Origin of the sequence: Streptomyces sp. NPDC003023 (genome assembly GCF_042888225.1) — a bacterium.
GTDB lineage: Bacteria > Actinomycetota > Actinomycetes > Streptomycetales > Streptomycetaceae > Streptomyces.
On sequence record NZ_JBIAPL010000012.1, the window covers coordinates 12,604 to 37,801 of the forward strand.

The window sequence follows — 25,198 nt, forward strand, 5'->3', positions numbered from 1 at the left end:
GAAGGACGGAATCATGCCGCAGACACCACCGGCGCCGAAGACCATCCTCTTCACACAGGAGCTCCATCGCAGGTTCCACTCGCGAGGGCTGTCCGCGGCGGCGTTCCACCCGGGAGGCGTGTCCTCGAACTTCGCCCGGAGCAGCAGGAGCCCTGTCGGCACGCTGTTCAGGTCACCCGTTCCACGCCTCTTCTTCCAATCGCCCGACAAGGGCGCCCGGCAGATGCTGTGGCTGGCCACGACCGAACCGGGCCGGAGCTGGCAATCCGGCGGATACTACGAGAAGGGAAGGACGCGGATCGTCACATCCCAGGTCGCCGCCGCTGATCTGTGGAGCAGCAGCGCGCGACTGGTCGGCCTCGAGCAGTAGGGCCGAGCCCCGGCGGCCCCCCGGCGCCGGAGTTCGCCGGCTGTGACGTGCCTTTCTTCGTTGTGTCGTCAACACTGCGGCACTTCGGCGCGTATCCCCCGACACGTCATCGTCCAGCGCGCCGACGGGCGGAAATCGAGAGGAGATATCTGGTGGAGCAAGAGGACGTGTGGTCCCCTGGGCCCGCGTGCACCGCGCCGAGCCGCAGGACCGCGCTGCTCGGTCTGGGGGCGGTGGCCGGGGTCGGGGCGGTGGACATCGGGGCGTTCTTATACGCGGGCGGCCGGTTGCCCCCGGACGAGCTGACACCTGCTCGGCTGACGGATGGTTTCGAAAGCGTCTTCGGCAAGCATCCGGGGTTCAGAAGGAACCACGCGAAGGGTGTCAGCGTCACCGGTTCGTTCTCCGGAAACGGGGCCGGAAGCGCGGTGTCGGAGGCGGTGGTCTTCGAGGCCGGCAGACGGACGCCGGTGATCGGCAGGTTCTCGCTGTCCGGAGGGACCCCCGACGTGGCCGACGCCACGAAAACAGTGCGTGGTCTCGGACTGCGGTTCGACCTTCCCGGCGGTGAGCAGTGGCGCACCGCGATGATCAACCTGCCCGTCTTCCAGGATCGTACGCCTCGCGGCTTCTACGACCGGATGCTTGCTTTCAAGGTGGTACCCGGTACGGGTAGACCGGATCCGGCGAAGGCCGCCGCCTTCCTGGCCGAGCATCCCGAGACGGTGCGGGCGATGGAGCTGGCGAAGAAGCACCCGCCCACCTCGGGTTTCGCGGACAGCACGTTCAACGGGCTCAACGCCTTCCACTTCACGAACAGTTCGGGCGGTACCGTCCCAGTCCGCTGGTCGCTGGTCCCTCTCCAGCCGGTGCGTCCGGCCGTCGCGGGACAGCTCGGCAGGAATCAGCTCTTCGACACGCTGATCAGCGCATTCCACGGCGGCCCCCTGCGGTGGCGGCTGGTACTCACCATCGGCCGTCCTGAAGATCCCGTCGACGACGCCACCCTGCCCTGGCCGGGCACACGCCGCACGATCGACACCGGGGTTCTCACTCTCACATCCGTCAACACCGAAGCGGCGGGCAACTCACGGGACGTCAACTTCGATCCCACAGTGGTGCCCCGCGGGATCGCTCCGTCCAGCGACCCGCTGCTCAGCGCCCGCTCCGCGGCGTACGCGCAGTCCTTCGCGCGACGTGCCGGCGAGCCCGCGAGCAGGAGCGCGGTGCAGGTGTCCGGAGAGATCGATGACTGACACCGAAGACATCCCCGAGGTTCCCGAGGCCGCCGAAGCCCCCACCGAGGCCCGGGCACAGTTCACGTACTTCTCACGCTGGCTGCACTGGGTGATGGCCGTTGCCATTGTGTCCATGCTCTTCATCGGGGCGGCCATGGTGGCCTCGCTGGGCGACTACCGCCTTCTCCTCTCGGTGCACAAGCCGCTGGGTGTCGCCGTCCTCGCACTGGCTGTGATCCGGCTGGTGAACCGGTTCACCCACCGGGCACCCCCGCATCCCCCGTCGATGAGCCGGGTCGAACGCTGGTCGGCCACGGCGTCCGAGAGCCTCATGTACGGACTGATGGTGGCCCAGCCTCTGATCGGCTGGGCCATGGTGTCGGCGTCCGACACCCCGCTCGTGGTGGGTGGTGTACGTCTGCCCGCCATCGCGCCCGCGGATCCGGCGCTGTTCGCCGCACTGCGCGAGGCGCATCTGGTGTTCGGCTACGCGCTCTTCCTTCTCTTCACACTGCACATGCTGGCCGTGCTGTTCCACGTCCTGGTGCTGCGGGACGGTCTCCTCGGCAGGATGGCGCTGTGGACACTTCCTCGAAAGAGCCGGCTGCGCCGGGGCCGGCCCGCAGGGAGGTCGCCACGATGTGAGCCACCGGACGGGCGACGCGCCTGACACCTGGCCGGTCGCGCTTCTCCGCCTCGACGCGGAGCACGTCGAGGTCCGCCAAGAGCCCCCACCGGCTCTCGGCGGACTTCTTCATCCCTCAGTTCGTCGGCGGCCCCGCTCAGTGCTCTCGAGCAAGCCGGCCTCCTGGAGCCTCGGTTGCCCGCCGCCGGCCGCTCGGCGGCCCGGCAGCAGCCCGTTGCGGGTGGTCAGCGCTTGCCGAGGACACGGGTCACCTCGAGGTCCTCCGCGTCGACCTCGGCGACGGTCAGATCTTCGTTGAGGACCCACGCGGTCTTCGAGTCGGCGCTGAAGCCGATGGCCTGGCGGGAGCCCTTCAGGCCGCCGCCCTTCACGGTGCCGATCGTCTCGCGGGGGGGCGGGGTCGACGGCTGTCAGCGAGTTGCCCTCCAGGTTTCCGCTGAGCGGGACCGTCTCGTCCGGCGCGAGCGCGGCGGTCTCGCGCGGTACCCGGGTACGGCTGCCACCGACGGGTACGGAACGCGAAGTGAGGAGCGGGTGCTGCCGAAGCAGAGCGGGACCGCGCGCTTCACCGGCGTGGCCTGTCGTCGGATCCCCGCGCCGCGCGTCCGTGCCCACCAGGCGCTCGATGCCGTCGGCGTCGGCGTCTGCGCCTGCGTCAGCGCGATGAGGAGGGAGCGTTGACCTCGTCGAGGCTGACGAGGTCAACGCGTGTCGTCACCGTCGGGTGAGTGCGGTGGGCGCAAGCCCTGGAGAAGTGGCTCGATCAGCCGGCGGGGGTCGTAGCGGGGATCGGTGTCCTGCCCGATGCAGAGGTTGCCGATGCCGCGCATGAGTTCGTAGGGCTGGACACCGGGCTTGATGTCGCCGGCGGCGGCCGCGGTGTCGAGCAGTTGGGCGCAGACGGGCATCAGGCGGTCGAGGAAGTGGGTGTGCAGCGCGGCGAAGCGGTCATTGTCGGACTGCAGGGCGTCCGCGAGCCCGTGCTTGGTGATCAGGAAGTCGACGAACAGGTCCACCCACTGCCGCAGCGCGTCGAACGGGGAGGCCGCGTCGGCCAGGAGCTTCGGGCCGGCCTCGGCGCATGCCTCGATCTGGTGGCGGTAGACGGCGGTGACGAGGTCCGCCCGGGTCGGGAAGTGGCGGTAGAGCGTTCCCAGCCCTACCCCCGCCCGGGCTGCGATCTCCCGGATCGGCGCATCGATTCCCGAGGTCACGAACACCTCCGCGGCGGCGTCGAGCAGGGTCTGCTGGTTGCGTACCGCGTCCGCCCTCTTGCTGCGGGCGGACGCCCCCTTGGGTTGGCCTGCAGTCGGCACAACGCACTCCTTCCCGTGACGATTTACGAAACGGATCACCGTTCCGTATCGTAAGTGGAACATTGATCCGCTTTTAGCGTAGCTGAAGGCGGGCGCTCCGCCATACCCGCCGCCGCCGGCCAGGACCGGCGGCAGGGGTCGTCGAGAGGCACGCTCATCATGAATAATCCCGCTTACGCCACCGGCACTCCCGGCTCGCCCACACCTGTCCTGTCGGTCAGCCCGGTGGTACTCCCGGCTCCCGACCGCGCCGTGGACCTGCATCTGCGCGTCTCCGCCCCGGTGACCGGTAGCGAACTGCCGGTCATCCTCCTGTCGCACGGTCTCGGCTTCTCGAACAACCTCTCCTCGCTGAACGGCTACGCCCCTCTCGCGAACCTCTGGGCCGAACTCGGCTTCGTGGTGATCCAGCCGACGCATCTGGACTCCAGGACGCTGAGCCCGGATCCCGGGGCTCACGGGACGAAAGCGCACTGGCGCACCCGGGCCGAGGACATGAAGCGCATCCTCGACCAGTTCGACGTCATAGAGGCCGCCGTCCCGCAGCTCTTCGGGCGCCTCGACCACAGCCGGGTCGCCGTGGCCGGGCACTCGATGGGCGGGCACACCGCGAGCCTGCTGCTGGGCGCCCGCCTCACCGATCCGCACGACGGAACCGAGGTGGACCTGGCCGAACCCCGGATCAAGGCGGGTGTGCTGCTCGCCGCGCCCGGACGGGGCGGTGACGCCCTCACCGAGTTCACCGTCGAGAACTACTCGTTCTTCCTGACCACGGACTTCTCCACCATGACGGCACCCACGCTGGTGGTCGCCGGCGACAAGGACGACTCCGCCTTCCTCACGGTCGCCGGCCCGGACTGGCACGCCGATCCGTACACGCTCGCCCCGGGCCCCAAGTCGCTGCTCACCCTGTTCGACGCCGAGCACGGGCTCGGCGGGGTCTCCGGATACGACGCCGCCGAGACCACGGACGAGAGCCCCGAGCGGGTCGCCGCCCTCGCCCGTCTCACCGGGGCCTACCTCCGCAGCGAGCTCTACCCCGGGAACTCGGCCTGGAAGGCCGCACGCGACGCACTGGCCATCAGCCCCGACTCGCTCGGACGGGTCGACTCCAAGTAGGGCGAACAGGCCCGGCCGTGTGCCGGGCAGGCAGAACGCGCGGCCGGCGGCACCGGCGGAGCCCGGCGCAGAGACAACGCCCTGAGCCGACTGTGTCGAGACCACGGCCGTGCTCGTCGTCCGACAGCGGTGCGGGACGTGACATCGGCTCTCCGAGGTCCGTGACATCGATCCGCAGGGTCTCACCGACGAGGGCAAGTGCGACTGCCATGCCGGACCGCCCGTACTGCACCGCGTTGGTCGACATGACCGCTCCGGCTCGCCGGCCGGCGGAACTCTGCGGCGCGTCAGCTTCGGCGGGGGCGGGGGCGTAGAGCGTATCGGGCATCGAAGAGGCCCTTCCGAGGCGATGAGAGGCCGGGCAACGGCCAGTTGTCCGGCAGAACCGGCCGTCCCCGGTCACGCCGTCCGAGGGCCCAGGACACCGCCCACGGCGACACGTGTCATGACCGTGATGTCACGTTGTTCCGGCGCCGCCGGAGCCCGACGACGAGGATCGCGGCGACCGCGATGCCTCCCGCACCGATCGCCCACAGGCCGGCGGACGACTCCGTCTCCTGGGTGTCGCCCGAGGCGGTGGGCGCAGCTGCGACGGACGGTGCGGGTGCCGTCCGCTGCTCGGCCGGCGGCGGGGAGTCACGCGTCGCTGCGGGCGGCGGACTGGCACTGGGGTTGATGACGAGTACGGGTGCGGGGAACTCCAGCTCCTCGGAGCCGGTCTGCCTCTGATTCCACGCGGCGGTGGTGCCGTTGGAGTAGGTCTGCGCCGTGTCGAAGGTCAGGGAGTACTGGTCCGGTACGGGGCCGACCTTCACCTTGAACGTCTGGCTGGCGGCCGGCTCGATCGCGTGGCCGGACTCCGCCGTCCAGACCACCTGGGTGCCCTTGCCCGCGGGCCCGGCGACGGTCTGCTCCTTCCATCCCTCGAGGGCCGGCACGGCGGTGACCGCGAGCTCCGGCGGGACGGCGACGGCGATACGGACAGTGGTGGCGTCCACCAGCTCACTGGGGACACGGAATTGGAGGGTGGCGGGCTTTCCGGGGATGACATCGCCGATGACCCTGATGTGCGCCGCGGCCGACCCGGCCGAGAGCAGTACTGCTCCCGCCGCACCGGCGGCAACGGTGATCAAGGGGGAGATGTGCCGTCGGGTGCGGCGGGGCATGGGAACGTCCTCTCGGTCGAGCGCCGGGATCAGCAGCAGTCGCAGTACAGGAGGTCGGCGGTCTTCACCGCGTGACCGTGCATGCTCCCCTGAGCGGCGAACGCCGCCTTCTGGACCGGGGTCGCCTCGCCCTTCACCTCGATGGAGATGCTCTCGCCGTCGAAGGCGCCGAAGGCGAGTGCCATGGGCGTCTTGCCGTTCGCGTCGGTGGGGAACGAGCGCACGGGGGTCTTCTTGCCGTCGGCGGCCACGGCGTACGCCTGGTAGACGGTGTTCGGCTTCAGCCCGCGTGCCTGGAGCTGGATCATGTCGAGCCCGCTCACCGGGCGGATGGTCGCCTCCAGGACGCGGCCCTTGACCGGGTCGAGAGTGTCACCGGCCGTGCCGTCCGGCAGGACGGTGGGAACGTTGTGAGCCTGCTGGCCGAGGCCCTGACGGCCGAGGCCCTGCGCGCTGCCGGGGCGGGCGACCCGGGTGGCGTAGACGATGGCCTGCGGCTCCTGTCCCGTGGCGATGGTGTCGATCACCTTGCGGGTGGCCGTGTCGATGACGTCGACCGCGTCGGACTTCTCCAGGCCCACGTACAGACGGGAGCCGTCACCGCTCGCCCAGGCTCCGTGCGGTGCGTGCCCACGGTTCTTGATCTTGGTGATGAGCCGCGGCGCGCCATCGGTCCGCTGGTAGACCCAGGTCTGGTCCAGCCCTCCCATGGTCAGATAGACGAACTTCCCCTGGCGGTTGTCGACGAACTGCGGGTGGTTGGTGTCGGGGCCGGTGTTGAGGACCGTGACGGCCTTCTCGCGGACCAGGTCCACCACGGTGATCTTGCCGTCACGTTTGTGGGAGACCCAGATCCGCTTGCCGTCGGGGGAGATCGCCTGGTCGGAGGAGAACGTGGCACCGAGGCCGGTGATGGGCTTGTTGACCTTGCGGGAGCGCACGTCGATCACGGTGATCTCGGGCTTGCTGGTGTGGTTGACGTACGCCTTCCTGCCGTCCGGGCTCATGAGCACTTTCGACGGCCCCTCGCCCACGCGCACATTGGCGATGACGCCTCCGTGCACGGCGTCGACGACCGAGACCGTGTCCCTGCCCCGGTTCGCGACCCAGAACTGCCTGCCGTCGGAGGTGAAGCTGCCCTCATGGGCGGCACGGCCGACGTCGGTGGTGCTGAGGACCTTGTTGGTCCGCGTGTCGACGATGTGGACGGTGTTGCTCGACACGCTCACCACGGCCAGGCGCCGCTGGTCGGGCGAGATCGCCAGCCCGTGCACACCCGAGTCGCCGCCGTACTGCGGACTGAAAGCGCTGCCGACCCGCTGGTCGCCCAGCGCGATCGTCCCCAGCGCCTTGTTCGTGGAAGGGTCGATCACCGACACCGTGTTGGACGACTGGTCGGCGGTGTAGAGGCGGTCCCGGCCCGAGATCGGAATCGGGCGGTGCCCGGCCGCCTCGTCGGCACGGACGGTGCCGGCCTTCCCTGCGGGCTCGGCCTGCGCGATGGACGTGGCGGCCAGCCCGCCGGCCCCCACCCCCAGCGTGGCGACCAGCATCCAGGTGGCACGACGTGCAGAAGGCATACTCTTCTCCAAGGTGTTTCGGGTATGGCGGATCGCCTGACCGCCAGGAAAGTTCGGCGCCAGGTCGTGTTGCTTCGGCTGGTCAGGCCGGGGAGGGTCGCACGGGTACGCGGGTCACGATGCGCCCGTCCTCGTCCTCCACCATCAGTTCGGTGATGGTGTCCTTGTCCATGGCCGTCACCATGCGGAAGGAGAACTGCTCGCCGTTCTCGGCCCGTACGCTGCCGCCGGAGATGCGCCTGCCGTCGGCGTTGACCGTCACCATGTGATAGGTCTCCCCCGCCCTGAGACCCGACAGTGCCACCGGGACCTCGGTGCCGTACGGCCGGTCGATCATCTTCCCCTGGCGCACCAGCACGACTGACGTGGCCTCGGGCGCCCGGCTCTCCTGGTCCGGCATGTTGAGGGGAATGATCACCGCGGTGGCGGTGACGCAGGCAGCGGCGAGACCCAGAGCGATCCGCCTCCCGCGAGTGGTCCGGGCGGTCTTCCCTCCGGCCGTCTCCCGGCGGATCCGGTCCCCCAGTTCCCTCGACGGCCGCGCGTGCAGTTCCGGAGCCGGTGAACGGGCCCAGCCCGCCAACGGGTTCACCCGCTGCAGTGTCCGGACCACGTCTTCGGTCTCACCGGCTTCACGGGTGCAGTCGAGGCACTGGTCGAGATGCCGGGAGAGTTCTTTCGGCAACGGCGTTCCGAGCAGCAGATGCTCGGTCAGGAGGGGTCGGAAGGGGAAACATTCCTTGTTCATGGCGCCAGCCACCCGTTCTCCTCCAGGACAAGCCGCAGCGACCGCACACCGTAGTAGAGGCGACTGCGCATGGTGGATGCCGGAATACCCAGCTCCTCACCCAGTTCGGCGCAGGTACGACCGCCGAAATACACCTCCACCACCGCCTCCCTGTGCTGCGGGCTCAGCCGCTCCAATGCTTCCCCGAGCTGGATCCGGTCGAGAAGCTGATCCACGCCGTCGAACGCCGACGACGACTCGGACACGACGTCCCACGACGAAAGGCCCGGTCCTTCACGGACTTTGCGCCGCCGCATGGCGTCCACCACACCGTTCCGGGCGATGGCGAACAGCCAGGTCCGCAGACTGCCCTGGGCAGGGTCGTAGCCACGAGGCGACCTCCAGGCGCGGATGAAGGTCTCCTGCACCACGTCCTCGGCGAGCTGCCTGTCGTCCAGCGCCTTGAACGCGAATCCGAAGAGTTCGCCACCGTACAGATCGTAGGCGGACTGCACGTCGCGCTCGGTCCGGAATCCGGCGGGCTCCGGGTCGGTCGTCGCCGTCCGGCCGCGAAACCACCGCAGAGGGCTACCGCTCACAGCCACGTCCGCTCGCATCCGCTGCGCGCCAGGACTTCATGGTGCTTCCCCATCTCCGGAGACGACGTTCATCAGGGGATACGCGGGCCCCGCCGCATGTGTTGAAACGCGGCGGAAGGAATGTCGCCGCCGCCCGAGGGCCCCTGGCCACGTCCCTCTCCTTCCCTCTTGAAATGCTGCTCCCGGTCGGTGGGCTCACACCCACCCACCCGGCCGAACGGCGGGAGACGATCACCGTCGTACCGACGAGAGACGCAAACGGCGGATGACCCACACCACCAACCTCCGGGACACCGGCAGGACGGTCCCGTGACGCCGAGCGGCCGGCCCCGGGGGCGTCGGAATCGGCGGGCTGTAGCCTTCACTGCTGAGTTGACGGCCGACCGCCCCGGCGGTGCGGGATCGTCGCCGGAAGGACGCGCATGGTGAACCAGAGGGACGAGCCGGTGGCGGACGAACGGGCCGGTGCACACAGAGCCGGAACGGGACCGCACAGGCGTCGGGCACGGGAGGACCGTTCGCGGCCCGGGGGCACACATCGCGGCAGCACCCGCGACGCAGGCGGACCCGACTCCGGAATCAAGGCCATCGCCCTGCCCGCTTCGCTTGCCGCTCTCAAGTCCCTCAAGAGGCTGGTCAGTGGGCTGCGGACCGCGCTGCCGGCACTGGCCGCCCTGATCTGGCTGGCCGTGACCGCCGTCGCGTGCCTGGCCGGGGTGGGACTGCTGCTGGTACCGAGCGCGCTGCACGCCCTGCACGCCGTCGCCGAGCGCGAGCGCCGCCGGCTCACCCGCTGGGGGCCCGAACTGGTCGGCCCGGGACCGGCGCCGACCCGGCTGCGCGCGGCCGTCACGGATTCCACCACCCGCCGGGAACTGCGCTGGCTGGTCCGCCACGCGACGCTCGGCCTGCTCCTCGGCCTGCTCGGATTCCTCATGCCGGTCTCCGCGGTCCGCGACACCACCTTCCCGCTGTGGTGGTGGCTCAGCCCCGCGGACACCACCAGTACGTCGCTGGGGCTGGGCGTCGCGCACAACTGGTTCGACGCCCTGCCCGTGGCTCTGCTGGGAGTGGGCTGGATCGCCGTCATCGTGGGCCTCGCACCGGGAATGGCGGACCTTCAGGACCGGCCGGGGCGGCGGCTGCTGTCGGCGGGGCCCGACGCGGACATGTCCCTGCGGATCGCGGAACTCACCGCCACCCGGGCCGCCGCCCTGGACGCCCACGCCGCCGAACTGCGCCGTATCGAGCGGTCACTGCACGACGGCACGCAGAACCGGCTGGTGAGCGTCACCGTGCTGCTGGGTGCCGCCCGCCGGATGGTGGCCCGCGACCCGTCCGGCGCAGAAGAACTCCTCGAACGCGCGCATTCGGCCGCCGAGCAGGCGCTCTCCGAACTCCGGACGGTCGTCCGGGGCATCATCCCTCCCGTGCTGGCCGACCGGGGGCTCACCGGCGCGCTCACCGGACTCGCCGCGTCCTGCCCGGTGCCGTGCCGGATCGACGTCGATGTGCCGCACCGGTGCGCCGCGTCCGTCGAGGCGACCGCCTACTTCGTCGTGGCCGAGGCGCTGACCAACATCGCCAAGCACAGCCAGGCGAAGACGGCAATGGTCACCGTCCGCAGCACCGATGGCATGCTGCTCCTGGACATCACCGACGACGGCAGGGGCGGCGCGGACGAGAACGGCGGCTCCGGGCTCCTCGGCATCAGCCGGCGCATCGCGGCACACGACGGAACTCTCGACGTCTTCAGCCCTTCCGGCGGACCCACAACACTGAAGGTGGAACTTCCATGCGGATCGTGATCGCCGAGGACGACCCTCTGCTGCGGGAGGGACTCGCCCTGCTGCTGCGCGCGGAGTCCCTCGACGTGGTGGCAACCGCCGGCACCGCCGACGCGGCCCTCGACGCCATCGACGAACACAAGCCGGACGTCGCCATCCTCGACGTCCGGATGCCGCCGACCCACACCGACGAGGGGATCCGCGCGGCGGTGGAGGCCAGGCGCCGCAGACCGGACCTCTGCGTCCTCGTCCTGTCCGCGTACGTGGAACAGAGCTTCGCCACCGAACTGCTCACCGGCGGGGTCGTCGGCCTCGGGTACCTCCTCAAGGAACGCGTGGGCCGGGTCGAGGAGTTCCTCGAGGCGCTGGGACGTGTCGCGGACGGTGGTACCGCCATCGACCCGGAGGTCGTCGCGCAGCTCTTCACCCGCAGCCGTGACGACACCCGGCTGGAACGGCTCAGCCCGCGCGAGCGCGACGTCCTCGCACTGATGGCCGAAGGACTCGGCAACTCCGCCATCGCCGAACGGCTGTTCGTCACGGACGGCGCCGTCCACAAACACATCCGCAGCATCTTCGGCAAGCTCGACCTGTCGCCGACCGACCGGGTGGACCGTCGCGTTGCCGCGGTCCTGCGCTACCTCGAGAACGAACAGCGCCGCGCCTGAGGCAGGCTCCGGCTCGAGGCAGGGTCCACCGCCGCCCCGGTGGAGCCCGCCTCGAGCGCCGAGCAGGTCATGACCTATGCGCAGGACCTCACAGACTGACGAGCCGACTTCCTGTTCGTACTCTGACGCCATGAACGGACTGCCGGATGTGGAAGCGCTTCGGTGCGGGTGTGCACGTGACCGCTTCTCGTCGTTCACGGCACTTTGCCCCGCCGGATGAGATCCAGCGGGGCGAATGGACGGCGGGTCCACCTGCGGCGTTGTTCCGCGCGCGGGCCATCGGCCGTGCGGTGTGTCAGCTGCAGAGTGCGGTGTCGAGGGCCTTCTCGACGTGCTGCGCGGCGGGGAGCGATGTCGGGAGGGCGGTGACCGCGATGGTGGCGGCCCGGCCGTCCGCCGTGACCGCGTTGCGCGTGGTGAAGCCGGGAGCGTTGCCGCCGTGGGTCCAGGCGAACCCGCCGCAGCTCAGTTTGAAGGTGGAGATACCGAGGCCGTAGCGGCCGTCGCCGACCGTGTCGAGGTCGGGGGCCTCGACGGTTGTCTGCATCTCCTTGAGCAGCTGAGGCTTCAGCAGCTCGCCGTCCAGCAGGGCGGTGAGGAAGCGGTTGAGGTCGCTGGGGGTGCCGATCAGTTGGCCGGCGGCCCAACTCGCAGAGGGATCCTGCTCGGTGACGTCGGTGTAAGGGGCGTCGGGAGCGGTGGCGAAGTAGCCGTGCGGGTGCCGGCCCTTGATCGTCTGGTCGCCGACGCCCGGCCAGTACGTGTGCCGCAGCCCGATGGGCTTGATGATCCGGTCGGTGATCTCCTCACCGACCGGGCGGCCGGTGACCTTCTCCACGAGCAGGCCGGCCAGCACGTAGTTGGTGTTGCTGTAACTCCAGCCGGCGCCGGGCGCGAACAGCGCCTTCTTTTTCAGGGCCAGGCCGAGGATCTCACGGGGCTCGAAATAGCGGTGCCGTTGCTTGGTGAGGTAGTCCTGCACCACCTCCTCGTCGTAGTCGGCCAGTCCGCTGGTGTGCTGGAGCAGCTGCCGGACGGTGATGTTCCGGCCGTCGATCCCCTCACCGCGGACCAGACCCGGCAGATACGTCTCGACGCTCGCGTCGAGGTCGATCCTGCCCTCACCGACAAGCTGCAGGACGACGGTGGCGGTGAACATCTTGGTGTTGCTCGCGATCCGTACCTGACCGTCGAGCGGGACCCTGGCTCCCGTCTCCAGGTCGCCCACGCCGGCCGTGTAGTTGCGAGTGCGGCCTCTGCTGTCGGTCAGCGAAGCCAGTGCGCCGGGGAAGCCGTCCTCGGCAACCAGTGCGCGCAGGCTCTTGATCACCGCGGCGTCGCGGCGGCCCGTCAGTTCGTCCAGGCTCTTCTCCACAGCGTCGTCGTACCGGTCCGTCAGTTCGTCCAGGCCGTTCTCCACGGCGTCGTCGTACCGGACCGTCAGCGCGTCCGGGCTCTTCTCCACGCCGGCGCCCGGACGGTTCTCCGTGGCGTTCGCTGCGGGCACGGTCAGCGTGAGAGCTGCGACGACACCGCTCAGGACCAGCAGCTTGTGACGACGATCGGACATGGTGTTTCCCCTTGTGAGTAGCTGAAGTACGGGCGAGTGCGGAGGTGACGGAGGTCTGGTCAGCGAGCGCACAGAGCGGTGTCGAGGGCGGCGTTGACGTGCTCCGCCGCCTGCACGCCGGACGGCAGGGCCGTCACCGCGACCGTGGCCGCCCGGCCGTCGTCCGTGACGCCGTTGCGGTTCTCGTAGCCGTCGAAGTCGCCGCCGTGGCCCCAGGCGACCCCGCCGCAGCTCAGCGGCATCTCGACAATGCCCAGCCCGTACCGCCAGCCGTCGGGGAGGCCCTTGGCCGGGACGGTGGTCCGCATCTCCTTCAGCTGCCGCGGCTTCAGCAGCTCGCCGTCCATCAGAGCGGTGAGGAAGCGGTTGACATCGCTCGGGCGGGCGATGATTTGACCGGCCGCTCCGCCCCAGGAGGGGTCGGCCTCTGTGGCGTCCGACAGCGGCCCGCCGGGGGTGTCGGACGCGTAGCCGTGCGGGTGGCGTTCGCGGATGCTCCGGTCGCCGGCGCCTGGCCAGTAGGTGTGGCGCAGGCCGATGCGCTCGACGATCCGGTTGGTGATCTCCTCACCGATCGGGCGGCCGGTGACCTTCTGCACGATGAGCCCGGCGACGGTGTAGTTGGTGTTGCTGTACTCCCAGCCGTTGCCCGGAGCGAACGACGCCTTCTCCTTCAGAGCCATGTCGAGCAGGTCGTGGGCCGTGACGTAGGTGTTCCGCCACTTCGAGAAGTCCGGCATGGTCGCCGTGTAGTCGGGCAGTCCGCTGGTGTGCTGTAGCAGCTGCCGGACGGTGATCTTCCTGCCGTCGATCCCCTCACCGCGGACCAGACCCGGCAGATACGTCTCGACGCTCGCGTCGAGGTCGATCCTGCCCTCACCGACGAGCTGCAGGACGACGGTCGCCGTGTAGAGCTTGCTGGTGCTGGCGATCCGCACCTGTCCGTCCACGGGGACCTTGGAGCGGGTCTCCAGGTCGCCCACGCCGGCGGTGTAGTTGCGGAAGTTGCCCTTGGAGTCGCGCAGCGAGGCCAGCGCACCGGGGAAACCGTCGTCGCGTACGAGGCGGTCCAGGCTCTGCTGCACCGCCGCACGGGGCTTGGCCTGGTCCTGTCCGGCGCTCGCCAGGGGCGCGCCCACCGCGACGAGCCCGGCGATCGCCCCGAGCACGGACACCGCCAGGACCGTCTTGCGGTGGTTGCGGGACTTCGAGGTGCGATGCTGAACCACTGGACAACTCCCTGCTGGATGACTCCCTTTGATGGGCACCAGCCTGTCCTGGCGCCGTTCGCCCAGCGATCCCGTCCACTGCCCAGCCGGGGTAGCACAGGCACTACCGCCTCGAGTGGGGACTCCCCCGAGGGTGCCGTCCGGTGGCACCGCTCAGAGGCCCCGTACGTCCTCACTCCCCCGCTCGGCACCAGGCAGGAGGACCAGCGTGTCCGGCTCAGCCACCCGTGCGCGCACGGCGACACGCTTCACAACCGCGGACCGCCCATCTACGCTCCCTCCGTGGACATTGGCTGGCTCGAGAGCTTCCTCGCGCTCACCGAGCACGGGAGTTTCACACGCGCCGCAGAGGCGCAGCACGTGAGCCAGCCGGCCTTCAGCCGACGGATCCGGGCGCTCGAGATCTGGTTCGGCGAGCCTCTGGTGGATCGATCGACGTATCCGGCCGGGCTGACACCGGCGGGCGTCAAGGTGCGGGCCGGTGCGATCGAGGCCGTAGGCGCTCTCAGTACGGTCCGTGACGAGATCCGCGGTCGGCAGCGGTCACCGAAAGGATCGGTGCGTGTAGCGGCCACGCACACCTTGGCGACGACGTTCTTCGCGCAGTGGTGGACGGAGTCCGCCGATCAGCCGCCGACGCCATGCGTTCTGCTGCCGTCCAACACGCTGGACGCCTACGACGCCCTGATCCACGGGGGCTGCGACCTGCTGCTGGCCTACGCCGATCCGGCGCTCCCGTTGAGCGTCCCCGCCGTCGATGTCGAGTGGATCGTCGTGGCGGACGATCTTCTGGCTCCGTACTCGGCCGTGAGCGGCAGGCAACCGGACTTCGCACTGCCCGGCACCGCCGGTCGCCCCGTACCCATGGTCACTCACAGCCAGGGCGCTTTCCTCGGGCGGGTGACCGAGCGCGTTCTGGCGGAGCGGGATCTGCACCTCTTGCCCGTCGCCCAGAGCGACTTCACGTCCGCGCTGGCCGCTCTCGTCTGTTCGGGCATGGGTGTCGGGTGGTTGCCCGGGTCTCTGGTGGCCTCCGACCTCGCCGCCGGCACACTGAAGCAGGTGGGTGACCCGTCGCTGACGGCGAGGCTGGAGATCCGGCTCTACAGAGTCCGCCACGACAGGATGCCCGAGCGGGCGGCCGCCGTCTGGCACCGTGCCGCCGAACGTGCGGCGGCCGGCACCTGACCGAACGGCCATGCGCATGGCGGGCGACCGCGGCGCCGTCGAGGTGCGGCAACGCGGGCGGCCGCGCCGCGCCGGAGTTGGTCGACGGCGAGTCCGGTGCTGCCGAACAGTGCGGCCACCAGCAGCAGTACGGTGATCACGAGCAGCCGGCCGGCAGCGAGAGGCCCCGGATCCCGCGTGCCACGGGGCCGTTCACTGCGGGGCCTGCGCAGCACGTAGCCGGTTGTGCGCACCGTGTGGATCAGTTCGGGCTCATGGACGTCCACCTCGCGCCGCAAGTAGCTGATGTACGAGGCGAAGATGCTGTCGCCGCCGCCGAAGTCGTAGTGCCATACGGACTCCGGCAGTTGCTGCTTGGACAGCATCTGGCCGGCATGCTCCATCAGCACCCGCGGCAGGCCGAACCCGGTCGGAGAAAGCGGTATCACCCGTCCGCCACGCGTCACCTGATGGCCTTCGGGATCCAGGGTGAGTCACCGACCGCCAGCCGGTTCTCCGGCTGCCGGCCGGCGGTGCGGCGCAGGATGGCCCGGATACGCAGGTTCGCGGTGATCGCCGGCTTCGGGACGTCCGGCGCCGCCGTTTCGTGAAGGCGCGCGCTAACCGGCGGCCCGTGGGGTCCGGGCCGGACGTGTGCCGCGGCATTCGCGGATGACCGCGTCGGCTGCCAGATCGGTCGGATCGAGCAGAACCGAGTGCCGCGATCCGTACAGGTACCGTGCCGCCAGCGGGAGTTCGGTGCACGCGAGCACGACCGGGGAGGCACCGGCCCGCGCCATCGCCTTGAGCGCGGTGTCGAGGTTCCTGGCAGCCGCCATCGAGTCGCCCTGTTTGACCTTCTCGATGGCACGGTCCACCTGCACCTGCACCCACTCGGGCGGCAGCACGACGTCGAAACCCGCTTCCTGCAGACGGTTCTGGTAGAGGCCCGTCGACATCGTCCCGCGGGTGCCGAGCAGCCCAACGCTGCCGACCGCCCCGCCGCGCCTCTCGAGTTCGGCGACCGTCTCGGCCACCATGTCGAGGAACCGCAGGCCCGTGTCCCTGACGAGGGCCGGCAGAAACGCGTGCGCGGTGTGGCACGGCATGACCGCCACGGTCGCTCCGAGGGCGTACAACCGCCTGGCGCCGGCCAGCATCGCGGGGTAGGGGTCGCTGCTGCCGCCGAGCACCGCTCCCACCCGGTCGGGGACGGTCGGGTCGGCCCAGATCGCCACACGAAGATGGTCCTGGTCCCGGATCGCGGGAGTCCGCTCGACGAGCTTGGTGTAGAACGCGGCTGTCGCGGCCGGCCCCATACCGCCGAGGATGCCGACCAGGTGGTCCTCGCGGAATGTGCTCATGCCGTCTGGAACGTGGAGCGGTAACCGAACAGGGCCGCGCTCCCGCCTGTGTGCAGGAAGACGACGTTGTCGTCCGCGGCGAAGCGTCCGTCGGCGATGTTTCCCAGAAGGCCGGCGAATCCCTTGCCCGAATAGACAGGGTCGAGCAGGACACCCTCCAGGGACGCGACCAGGCGGACGGCCTCTGTCATGGCGTCGGTCGGAACCCCGTACCCGCCGCCGACCCAGCGGTCGTCGACCAGAACGTCCTTCCTCGTGACCGTGCCTTCGGCTCCTATGAGGTCGGCCGTGCGCTCGGCCAGGCCGAGCACCGCGTCGATCTGAGCGTCCTCCTTCTGCCGGACGCTGACCCCCAGCACCTTCGCCGGACTGTTCATCGCCCGGAATCCGGCGACAAGACCCGCCTGTGTTCCCGTGCTTCCGGTTCCGTGCACCACCCAGTCGACGGGAACGGGAGCCGCCTCGAGCTCCTGGGCGCACTGGACGTACCCCACCGCTCCCAACGGGTTGGACCCGCCGCCGGGGATGACGTACGGCCGCTTCCCGCGCACACGCAGCTCGTCCGCCAGCAGCTCCATCACCTCCTGCATGTCGGTCCCGGCCGGCACACGGTCGACGACCTCGGCCCCGAGGAGTTCGTCGAGGAGCACGTTGCCGGAGAGCTCGTACTCCTCGTCCCGTGTCTGGCGCTTCTCGAGGAAGAGTTTGCACTCCATGCCCGCGCGTGCCGCGGCCGCCGCGGTCTGCCGGGCATGGTTGGACTGGGTGGCTCCCTGGGTGATCAGCACGTCGGCCCCCTGCTGGACCGCCTCTCCCACCAGGAACTCCAGCTTGCGGGTCTTGTTGCCGCCGGTCGCCAGACCGGTGCAGTCGTCGCGCTTGATCCAGAGGTTGGGAACTACGGAATGGCTCTCCCGCAGATGCGCGGTCAGCCGCTCCATCGGCTCGAGCGCGGTCGGGAAGAGCCCCAGGGGAAAGCGAGCGAAACGTGCGGTCTGAACCATGGAAGATCTCCCCTGCTGCTTGCCTCCGGATGAATGTGCCGCCAGTCAATCCCCGGATGAATCAGGTGTCCAATGCCGTTTCCAGCAGGCGCTATGCACAGGACGCATGGGCTGCGGCAACCCCCTTGACGCGGGTCGCACCATCCCGCCGAATAGCACTCCACCGGAGACGGAAAGGACCTGTCCCTCATGTGGAATGCAAAAGCAGCCGCCGCGCCGGAGGTCGGCGGTGCCGGGAACAGCAGACGCAGGATATCGATGCCGCCTCTCGGCGTGCAGGTACTGATCGCGCTCGTGGTCGGAGTGGTGCTGGGTGACCAAGGGCATCGCGGGAGTGCCGTCCGCCTCGATCGTGGTGCTCTTCTCCGCTTCGACGGCCATCGGGCTGCCCGCGGAGGGCGTCGCCGTCCTGCTGGCCGTCGACTTCGTTGTCGACATGGCACGGACCGCTTTGAACGTGGCCGGCAACTCACTCGCCGCCGTGGCCATGGCGAGTTCGGAAGGCATGTTCACCGACCCGGAGAAGGCCCCGGAGAAGGTCCCGGCGAAGGTCCTGGAGAACGTGCCGGGCGGCAGCACCGAGGACCGGCCGACCGGCGATCGGGCGATGCGTCCATGACCAGGACGCGCCGGCCGCTCCGCCCGTAGCGGTGGCGGCCGGCCCGTGCGCTCCGATCACACGATCGGCTTCGGTGAAGACACCGGCAGCGGATCCCGCTACCCGCGCTCTGCCGGCGCGTGCGCCGGACTGGTGCGCAGGGTACGGCGGGTGGGCAGCTCGGTGCTGAGAAAGGCGACGGCCGCGACGGTGACCGCGAGCGCGGGCAGCAGCCAGGACGGGCCCGCCGGCCAGGGACGGTTCAGGAATCCGGTGCCGAGGAGGGCGAGGGGAACCGCGGACAGCCCCAGGCCCGCGACCAGGGCCGCACCGGCGATCACCGCCGCCTCGCGCCGCATCATCGCCAGGACCTGACGGGGTGTGGTGCCGGTGAGGCGGAGGATGGCGATCTCGTTCCGGCGCTGCGCGGTGGCGGCAACGATCTTGTTGGCGATGCTCAGGAGGAGGTAGCCGAGGAGGATCGCGATGGTGGCGAGGTTGATCCACACCTCGGGTGGGGCGTCGCTCAGGTTCTCGGGAGCGTCAGCCACCGCCGGCTCGAGCACCAGGCCCGCGTGGGAGGTGGTGAGAGCGGCGAGGCGGTCGTCGGTCATCGCGCTGCCGTCCGTGCGCACCAGGATGCTCTGGGCGAGACCGGTGGTGGTGTGACCGCGCACGAGGTCGTGGGAGAGCACCAGTGGGCCGAAGCCGAGGCCCCGGCTGTAGACGGCGACGACCCGGGGACTCACGAGGGTTCCGTCGCCGAGGACGAGACTCACCCGGTCTCCCACCGCAGTGCCACGGGAGCGTGCGACGTCACTGCCGATCGCGACGGTCTCCCCGGTGAGACCGCTCAGTGTCCCGGAACTCACGCCGAGGTCGAGGACACCGGACGCTGCCGGAGTGAGAATCATCGCGGTGGAGGACTCGGCCGCGGGGTCGCCCAGTTCCTCGAAGGACCAGATCGCGGTGGTGCTGCTGACAGGAGCCGCGGCCTTCACGCCGTCGGTGCGCCGGATGTCGTCGAGCGTGCCGTCGGGCAGACCGCCGAGGCCCGGTGCGCTCAGACGGTGCTGGGCGAGTGTGCCGGTGCGCACATCCTGCGAAGTGGCGGCCTGCAGGGTGGTCTGAGCGAGCGTGTACGTCAGGAGGAAGGCGACCATCATGGCCAGGGCGCTGACGATCCCGGCGAGACGCAGGGCGTACCCGCGGACGTTGGACACCGCCAGCCAGGTCGCCGCCGACACCCCGGGCCGCAGCCGCCGGGCCAGCATCTCGCCGCCCCCGCGGACCAGGGCGGGGCCCGCCATGGCCAGGCCGATCGCTCCGACGATCCCGGCCAGGGAGGCGGTGCTCGCGCCGAGGGCGGTACGGGACAGCAGCGGTGTGACGGAGAGCGTGGTCGCGGCGGCGACGAGCAGCAGACCGATGAAGGTGCGGGCACGCGAAGGGGTGGCGGGTTCGCTGCGCGACTCGGCCACGGCCTCGGTCGCCGGCAGCCGGGAAGTGCGCCTCGCGGCGCACCGGGCCGACACCTGCACGGCGAGCACCAGCAGCACGGCGGTGGCGATCGCGGGCAGCGGACTGACGGTCAGCGGCAGGTCGGCGGGAAGCACACCCCGGTCGGCCAACTGGCGGCGGAACCCTCCGGCCAGGAGGTGGCCGAGACCCGCACCGGGCACGAGGGCCACGGCCGCGACCACGGTTGCCTGGTCGGCGACGAGGCGGCGGATCTGCTTCGGGGTCGCGCCGACGGCCCGCATCAGGGCCAGCGCACGGCGCTGTCCGGCGATCGACACCCCCAGCGCGCCGGCTACGACGAATCCGGTGATCAGCAGGATGACGCCGGACAGGGAGCCGGCGAGAAGGATCAGCAGGGAGCGAGCCGCCGCCGCGTCGGGCGCCACGAGGTCGCCCCGCTCGGCACCGGTGGCCACCACCAGCCCCTTGCCGCGCAGCGCGTCGCGGACGTCGGTCGCGACCGTGTCCGCTGCGCCGGGGGCGGTACGGAGTCCGATCAGGTCTACGGTCCCGGCCTTGGGACCGCTGTCGCGGCCGGCGAGGCGGGCGGCTGTCCGATCGGAGAAGAGGAGGCCGGCTCCGGCGGCGTCCACCACAGCGGTCAGACGGTAGACGGCGGACCTGCCCGCTGCCACCACACGGATACGGTCCCCCGGTCGGACATCTGCGGCAGCGGCGACAGCGCTGTCCACGGCGACCTCGTCGGAAGCGGTCGGCTCCTTGCCCTCGGTCCCCGGCCGCTCCAGCAGCTTCAGGGAGGACCAGCCGTGCCCGGCCGTCCGAGGATCGGAGGTGGACACCGCGCGGCCCTCGGCGTCGACGACGCCCGCGGGGAAGCCGATGTCCCCCACGGCGGCGGTGACACCGGGCACGCCGGCCAGTTCGCCGGCCAGGTCCGCCGGTACGGTGCCGCGCTCCGGCAGCGCGATCGGCAACTCCCCTGCCGGGTGGACCGTCTGGTCGGCGGAGACCACGATGTCCGCGCCGCCGAACCGCCCGGGCGGCAGATGGGAACGCAGCCCCGACTCGGCCAGCACGCCGGTGGCCGTGAGCAGTGCTGCCGCGCCGAGCACCGCGCAGAACACCGCCAGTAGTGAGGTGATCCGGTCCTTGGCCGTCTCCACCGCGAGACGCAGCACGGTCAGCCCTCTCCCAGCGCGGCGAGACGGCCGGCCAGCTCGGAAGCGGTGGGCATCGGCAGACTGTCCACGACCCGTCCGTCCGCCATGACCAGTGTTTCGTGTGCCCGCGCCGCGGCGGCGGGGTCGTGGGTGACCATCACGACCGTCTGCCGCAAGTCGTCGACGAGGTCACGCAGCAGGTCCAGTACCTGGCGGGCGCTGCGCACGTCGAGCGCGCCCGTCGGCTCGTCCGCGAACACCACGGCCGGCCTCGCCACCAGGGCCCGGACCAGGGCGACCCGCTGCTGCTGCCCGCCGGAGAGCTCGGCCGGCCGGTGAGACAGCCGGTCGGCCAGGCCGACCCGCTCGATCAGCATCCGTACCCACTCGGGGTCCGGGGCTCGCCCGGCCAGTCGCAGAGGCAGGGTGATGTTCTCCGACACGCTGAGCGAGGGCACCAGGTTGTAGGACTGGAAGACGAACCCGACGCGTTCGCGGCGCAGTTCGGTCCGGCGGGTCTCGTTCAGCCCGCCGATCTCCTGCCCCTCGATGCGGATGCTCCCCTGCGACGGGGCGTCGAGGCCCGCCGCACAGTGCATCAGCGTGCTCTTGCCCGACCCGGACGGCCCCATTACGGCAAGGAACGTGCCTGACTCCACCGTCAGGGACACGTTGTCCAGGGCACGTACTCCGCCCGGATACACCTTGCTGACGCCCGTCATCGTGATGGCGGGATGCTGCGGCGTTCCGGTCCGGTGGAACCCGAGTCCTTCGACTGCCGTATTCATCGCCGCCGCCCCCGCAGACGCTGCGTCACGAGCGCGATCACACTGAGCCCGGTCACGACGCCGCAGACGAGGTGGACGAGTGCCGCCCTGTCGCTGTACGAGGCGACCATGTTGCCCACCAGGCTGATCACCAGCACGAGCCAGAGCAGAATGCGGACGGCTCCGATGCGGGGGCCGTCGTCCGACGGCCCCGCGGGGGGCCGGCCGACGCCGGCCAGGTGGTAAGGATCGGGGGTGATCACGGGGTGCTCCCTCGTCGTGGTGTTCCCAGGGGCTTCGTTGTCGCAAGCGACTCTAGGAACCGCCGTCCCCCGCCGCCGAGCCCGTCAGCCGCCCGGTTCGGGGTACAGCAGGCTGTACTTCCGGTGGTCCGAAGACGTCGCCGACCCTCGACTCGACGAGGCACACGGACTGCCGGGTGCCCAGTTCCAGCCGGCCGCCGACCACGGGGAGCGTCGCGTGCGGCGGGACGAAAAGGTTGAGCAGGTCGTCGGCACCGTCGGCGTTCTCCCTGAGGAAACGCTCAAGGCACCGGTCGGATCGGTGACCGTCTCGTCGGAGCCGGTGCTGATGGTCACGGTCGCGGTGGTGAAGGTTCCGGGATTGGCCCCCGACCTCTCTCCCCCCCGGCCCGGTCACCCGCCCCTCCGGCACGCCCGGGACCGGCGTCGCGGACGAGCCGTCGAGAGGCGGTCCCGCCGAGGTCGCTCGGTGTCGGCAGGTCCCGGGGCAGGGGGAGTCGCGGGACGGCCGGATGGCCGGTGCCGCCATTGCGCATCAATCTCAACTCTGCCTACGGTGAGGCCACTTGAGGCTCAAGATCGTGTCTCAGGGGTACGGGTACATGCTCTGGAACGTCCGGCGAAGCGACTGACGGAGGAAGCATGGAGATCAAGAAGGTCATCGTCCGCGAAGAGGCCAGGACCCGGGAACGGCACACCATCGAGAAGCGGCCGACACGCTGACCGGAGAAGGAGGGGGCGCCGGGCGAGGACCGGCGCCCCTTCGGCGCGAGGGGGACCGCATGCGCATCCAGCTCACGACCATGCCGTGGCAGCCGATCGAGCTGCCGTCACTGCAGATCGGCCTGCTCCACGCGCTGTTGGCCGAAGCCCGGCCGGACGACGAAGTGCTGGAGTTCCACGGATCACTGCGCTGGGCGGAGTTCCTGCTCAAGCGCACCGGGGGGCGGATCAGGCCGGACGACCACATCGTGGTGGGCAGCGAGTCGATCTTCGACGGGCTCGGGGACTGGGTCTTCTCCGGTGTCCTCCACGACGACCCGGACTGGGGAGTCACACGCTTGGCGGAGTACGCCGAGCGGCGGGGCATCGACATCGGCACCGCGTCCGAAATGCGGGAGCACGCCGCGGAGTTCATCGCGGAGACGGCCGCGGAGTTCCTTGCCGGGGATCCCGATGTCGTCGCGTTCACCAGTACGTTCATGCAGAACGTGTCCTCGCTCGCGCTGGCACAGGAGCTCAAGCGCCGCCGCCCGGCGCTCACGATCGTCTTCGGCGGCAGCAACTGCGACGGTCCGATGGGGCACGCCCTGCACCGCAACCACCCGTTCGTCGACTACGTCGTGCGCGGTGAGGGGGAGTACGTCCTGCCCGCGCTTCTGGCGCACATCGAAGCGCCGGACCGCGCCGCCGTGCCTAACGGGATACCGGGCCTGTGCTGGTGGGACGGCGCGACCTCGCGGGCCAACACGGAGACCCGGCGCACCGTCGCGCCCGCCGACATCCCCTCGCCCGACTACGACCTCTGGCAGGAGGCTCTCGACTCCTCCCCGGTGGCCGGGTACATCCACCCCAAGCTGGTGGTGGAGGGCGCCCGTGGCTGCTGGTGGGGAGAGAAGCACCACTGCACGTTCTGCGGGCTCAACGGCTCGGCCATGTCCTTCCGTGCCAAACCCGGCGAGCGTCTGTGGAGCGAGATCGACCGGCTCGTACGCCGTCACCGGATTCTCGACATCATCACCGTCGACAACATCATGGACATGGCCTATTTCAAGGACTTCCTGCCGAGCGCGGCAGAAAGCGGCTGGGACCTGCGGATGCACTACGAGGTGAAGTCCAACCTCACACCGGAACAACTGGCCCTGCTCGGCCGGTCCGGCGCGGTCCACATCCAGCCCGGTATCGAGAGCCTGGGCAGCAGAGTCCTCGACCTCATGGACAAGGGCGTCAGCGGCGCCCGCAACATCCGTACGCTCCGCGAGTGCGACAACCACGGGCTCACCTGCTCCTGGAACTACCTCTACGGATTCCCGGGCGAGCATGACTCGGACTACACCGCTGTGCTGGAGCAACTGCCCGCGCTGGTCCATCTGCAGCCGCCGGGTGGCGCCTTCCGCATCCAGCTCGAACGCTTCAGTCCCCACTTCACCGATCCCGCGCTCGGCTTCGCCGAGCGGCGTCCGGCCGAGATGTACGGGCATGTCTACGACCTCCCCGACGATGAACTCGCCGACCTGGTCTACCTGTTCGACACCCCGCCCGCAGGCATCGGGGGCGCCGTCGAGGAGCGGCTGACCCGGGCGGTCGGGGAATGGCGCACCGGCTATCCCACGTCCACGCTGGTCCTGGAGCTCGAGAGCGGCAGCGAGGACGTCCTCCTGGTCCACGACCGCAGGCACGGCTGGCCGCGGCGGAGCCACCGGCTGACCGGCTGGGAGGCGGCCGCCCTGCGTCATCTGGAGCACGGCAGGACAGCTCAGGCACTGCACCGGCTGCTGACCGACGGCGCGGAAGGGCCGACTCCCGACAGGCTCGCGCGATGGCTCGAGCAGGGCGTCCTTCTCGGTCTGCTCTACCGAGACGACCGGACGTACGTGTCGCTGCCGACCTGGCATGTCCCCGTCCGCTTCGCCGAGGGGGACGGACGGGCGATCGAGTGCGCGGCCGGGCCCGTCGAGCCCCTCCACCCCGCCGCGTCCGTCGAACAGCAGGAGGCTGTCGGATGACCGCCGTTCACCCGCCCCCGCCCCCGGCTCGTCCGGCCGCGCTCCGGCCGCCCCCGGCACCTCCGGCCCGTCCGGCCCGTCCCGCCGCGGCCCTGCCGGCGGAGGTTCCCCACCGGCTCACCGGACGACAGGTCCTGGTGGACCGCCCACTGCGGCTGGGCGCCGGCGGACGCCGGGCCGCGGTGGAGGTCCAGTTCCTGCGCGAGTGCCTGAGCCACGACCTGGCGGTGGTGTGGGAACCGGACCCCGGTGACCCGCTGTGCACCGAGTCCCGGGAGACGACGTACGACGTCACCTTGCTGCGGCACCTCCCGGCACCGGTGGCCCTGCCCGGGGAACCGCCCGCGGTGGCCGAGTGGCGGGCCCGGCGAGCGTACGGGCAGCTGTACCACCGCAACGGGCCCGGCTTCGTCACCGTCCTCGACCGCAGGGAACCGCCGGTCGCTGCACGGTTCACCCTCGACCACCCCGATCTGCTCGCCGCCTTCCGCACCACTCTGGACGCCACCGCCGTGGCGGGGCTGAACCAGGTCCAGCGCGAGGCCGTCGGCATTCTCGTCCGCGAGCGACTGGTGCTCGTCACCGACGGGTGGGCGGTGGCCCTGCCGCCCCGCATCCGGCACTGGCCGGCGCCCTGCACAGGGATCTGAGG

General features: G+C 70.4%; 24 protein-coding genes and 1 pseudogene. 10 read left to right on the top strand and 15 right to left on the bottom strand.

What is annotated here, in order from left to right:
• Positions 1-13: 13 nt before the first annotated feature.
• From ACFYV1_RS29585 to ACFYV1_RS29595, 3 genes are all read left to right on the top strand, one after another.
• Entirely contained in the window at positions 14-370 is a 357-nt protein-coding gene (locus ACFYV1_RS29585) for a hypothetical protein (protein ID WP_389398670.1), read from the top strand.
• Between the two features lie 152 nt (positions 371-522).
• Entirely contained in the window at positions 523-1,626 is a 1,104-nt protein-coding gene (locus tag ACFYV1_RS29590) for a catalase family peroxidase (RefSeq protein WP_389398671.1), read from the top strand.
• Entirely contained in the window at positions 1,619-2,278 is a 660-nt protein-coding gene (locus ACFYV1_RS29595) for a cytochrome b (protein ID WP_389398672.1), read from the top strand. The genes ACFYV1_RS29590 and ACFYV1_RS29595 overlap by 8 nt, the downstream gene beginning before the upstream one ends.
• 200 nt (positions 2,279-2,478) lie before the next feature.
• Here ACFYV1_RS29595 and ACFYV1_RS29600 read toward each other — a convergent pair whose 3' ends face one another.
• Positions 2,479-2,625 carry a hypothetical protein gene (locus tag ACFYV1_RS29600; RefSeq protein WP_389398673.1) on the bottom strand — a complete coding sequence of 49 codons (147 nt, stop codon included), beginning with the start codon at positions 2,623-2,625 and terminating at the stop codon, positions 2,479-2,481.
• Positions 2,626-2,955: 330 nt separating this feature from the next.
• Complete coding sequence (locus ACFYV1_RS29605) at positions 2,956-3,609, bottom strand: TetR/AcrR family transcriptional regulator (protein ID WP_389398674.1); 654 nt, start codon at positions 3,607-3,609, stop codon at positions 2,956-2,958.
• A gap of 120 nt (positions 3,610-3,729) precedes the next feature.
• Here ACFYV1_RS29605 and ACFYV1_RS29610 point away from each other — a divergent pair, with 120 nt between their 5' ends.
• On the top strand, positions 3,730-4,689 hold the full coding sequence (locus ACFYV1_RS29610; RefSeq protein WP_389398675.1) for an alpha/beta hydrolase family protein: 960 nt from the start codon (positions 3,730-3,732) through the stop codon (positions 4,687-4,689).
• 443 nt (positions 4,690-5,132) lie between these two features.
• On the opposite strand, the gene ACFYV1_RS29615 is transcribed toward ACFYV1_RS29610, so the two are convergent.
• From ACFYV1_RS29615 to ACFYV1_RS29630, 4 genes are all read right to left on the bottom strand, one after another.
• Complete coding sequence (locus tag ACFYV1_RS29615) at positions 5,133-5,855, bottom strand: DUF1775 domain-containing protein (protein WP_389398676.1); 723 nt, start codon at positions 5,853-5,855, stop codon at positions 5,133-5,135.
• Between the two features lie 29 nt (positions 5,856-5,884).
• Positions 5,885-7,435, bottom strand: coding sequence for a YncE family protein (locus tag ACFYV1_RS29620; RefSeq protein ID WP_389398677.1), 1,551 nt, complete (start codon positions 7,433-7,435; stop codon positions 5,885-5,887).
• A gap of 82 nt (positions 7,436-7,517) precedes the next feature.
• Positions 7,518-8,195, bottom strand: a complete 678-nt coding sequence (locus ACFYV1_RS29625) for a hypothetical protein (protein ID WP_389398678.1) — start codon at positions 8,193-8,195, stop codon at positions 7,518-7,520.
• Positions 8,180-8,761, bottom strand: a complete 582-nt coding sequence (locus ACFYV1_RS29630) for a sigma-70 family RNA polymerase sigma factor (RefSeq protein ID WP_389398679.1) — start codon at positions 8,759-8,761, stop codon at positions 8,180-8,182. Before ACFYV1_RS29630 ends, ACFYV1_RS29625 begins: the two co-directional genes overlap by 16 nt.
• Before the next feature lie 422 nt (positions 8,762-9,183).
• Between ACFYV1_RS29630 and ACFYV1_RS29635 the strand changes: the two genes are divergently transcribed.
• Positions 9,184-10,569: a sensor histidine kinase gene (locus tag ACFYV1_RS29635; protein WP_389398680.1), complete on the top strand. Its 1,386-nt coding sequence runs from the start codon at positions 9,184-9,186 to the stop codon at positions 10,567-10,569.
• Positions 10,557-11,216: a response regulator gene (locus ACFYV1_RS29640; RefSeq protein WP_389398681.1), complete on the top strand. Its 660-nt coding sequence runs from the start codon at positions 10,557-10,559 to the stop codon at positions 11,214-11,216. The genes ACFYV1_RS29635 and ACFYV1_RS29640 overlap by 13 nt, the downstream gene beginning before the upstream one ends.
• A 295-nt stretch (positions 11,217-11,511) precedes the next feature.
• Here the strand turns inward: ACFYV1_RS29640 and ACFYV1_RS29645 are convergent, their stop codons facing one another.
• Both ACFYV1_RS29645 and ACFYV1_RS29650 read right to left on the bottom strand, forming a co-directional pair.
• Positions 11,512-12,786, bottom strand: a complete 1,275-nt coding sequence (locus ACFYV1_RS29645; RefSeq protein ID WP_389398682.1) for a serine hydrolase domain-containing protein — start codon at positions 12,784-12,786, stop codon at positions 11,512-11,514.
• A 59-nt stretch (positions 12,787-12,845) separates the two neighbouring features.
• Positions 12,846-14,015, bottom strand: a complete 1,170-nt coding sequence (locus ACFYV1_RS29650; RefSeq protein ID WP_389398683.1) for a serine hydrolase domain-containing protein — start codon at positions 14,013-14,015, stop codon at positions 12,846-12,848.
• 282 nt (positions 14,016-14,297) lie between these two features.
• On the opposite strand from ACFYV1_RS29650, the gene ACFYV1_RS29655 reads away from it, so the two are divergent.
• A complete protein-coding gene (locus ACFYV1_RS29655) occupies positions 14,298-15,203 on the top strand; it encodes a LysR family transcriptional regulator (protein ID WP_389398684.1) in 906 nt (301 codons plus the stop codon).
• On the opposite strand, the gene ACFYV1_RS29660 is transcribed toward ACFYV1_RS29655, so the two are convergent.
• From ACFYV1_RS29660 to ACFYV1_RS29670, 3 genes are all read right to left on the bottom strand, one after another.
• The gene (locus tag ACFYV1_RS29660; protein WP_389398685.1) at positions 15,119-15,631 is read right to left on the bottom strand and encodes a helix-turn-helix domain-containing protein; all 513 of its coding nucleotides are present in this window, start codon (positions 15,629-15,631) and stop codon (positions 15,119-15,121) included. The two genes, ACFYV1_RS29655 and ACFYV1_RS29660, sit on opposite strands and share 85 nt — an antisense overlap.
• A 171-nt stretch (positions 15,632-15,802) precedes the next feature.
• A complete protein-coding gene (locus ACFYV1_RS29665) occupies positions 15,803-16,546 on the bottom strand; it encodes an aspartate/glutamate racemase family protein (RefSeq protein WP_389398686.1) in 744 nt (247 codons plus the stop codon).
• Positions 16,543-17,550 carry a D-cysteine desulfhydrase gene (locus ACFYV1_RS29670; RefSeq protein ID WP_389398687.1) on the bottom strand — a complete coding sequence of 336 codons (1,008 nt, stop codon included), beginning with the start codon at positions 17,548-17,550 and terminating at the stop codon, positions 16,543-16,545. Before ACFYV1_RS29670 ends, ACFYV1_RS29665 begins: the two co-directional genes overlap by 4 nt.
• A 313-nt stretch (positions 17,551-17,863) precedes the next feature.
• Between ACFYV1_RS29670 and ACFYV1_RS29675 the strand changes: the two genes are divergently transcribed.
• A complete protein-coding gene (locus ACFYV1_RS29675) occupies positions 17,864-18,169 on the top strand; it encodes a cation:dicarboxylate symporter family transporter (protein WP_389398688.1) in 306 nt (101 codons plus the stop codon).
• Between the two features lie 98 nt (positions 18,170-18,267).
• Here the strand turns inward: ACFYV1_RS29675 and ACFYV1_RS29680 are convergent, their stop codons facing one another.
• The 4 genes and pseudogenes from ACFYV1_RS29680 to ACFYV1_RS29695 all read right to left on the bottom strand — a co-directional run bounded on the left by ACFYV1_RS29680 (position 18,268) and on the right by ACFYV1_RS29695 (position 22,156).
• A complete protein-coding gene (locus ACFYV1_RS29680) occupies positions 18,268-20,808 on the bottom strand; it encodes an FtsX-like permease family protein (protein WP_389398689.1) in 2,541 nt (846 codons plus the stop codon).
• Between the two features lie 2 nt (positions 20,809-20,810).
• Positions 20,811-21,578: an ABC transporter ATP-binding protein gene (locus ACFYV1_RS29685; RefSeq protein WP_389398690.1), complete on the bottom strand. Its 768-nt coding sequence runs from the start codon at positions 21,576-21,578 to the stop codon at positions 20,811-20,813.
• Positions 21,575-21,820 carry a hypothetical protein gene (locus tag ACFYV1_RS29690; RefSeq protein WP_389398691.1) on the bottom strand — a complete coding sequence of 82 codons (246 nt, stop codon included), beginning with the start codon at positions 21,818-21,820 and terminating at the stop codon, positions 21,575-21,577. Before ACFYV1_RS29690 ends, ACFYV1_RS29685 begins: the two co-directional genes overlap by 4 nt.
• A gap of 52 nt (positions 21,821-21,872) precedes the next feature.
• Positions 21,873-22,156 (bottom strand): annotated as a pseudogene (locus ACFYV1_RS29695) (hypothetical protein).
• 446 nt (positions 22,157-22,602) lie between these two features.
• Here ACFYV1_RS29695 and ACFYV1_RS29700 point away from each other — a divergent pair.
• Entirely contained in the window at positions 22,603-24,546 is a 1,944-nt protein-coding gene (locus ACFYV1_RS29700; protein ID WP_389398692.1) for a RiPP maturation radical SAM C-methyltransferase, read from the top strand.
• The gene (locus ACFYV1_RS29705) at positions 24,543-25,196 is read left to right on the top strand and encodes a DUF5825 family protein (RefSeq protein WP_389398693.1); all 654 of its coding nucleotides are present in this window, start codon (positions 24,543-24,545) and stop codon (positions 25,194-25,196) included. Before ACFYV1_RS29700 ends, ACFYV1_RS29705 begins: the two co-directional genes overlap by 4 nt.
• Positions 25,197-25,198: the final 2 nt, after the last annotated feature.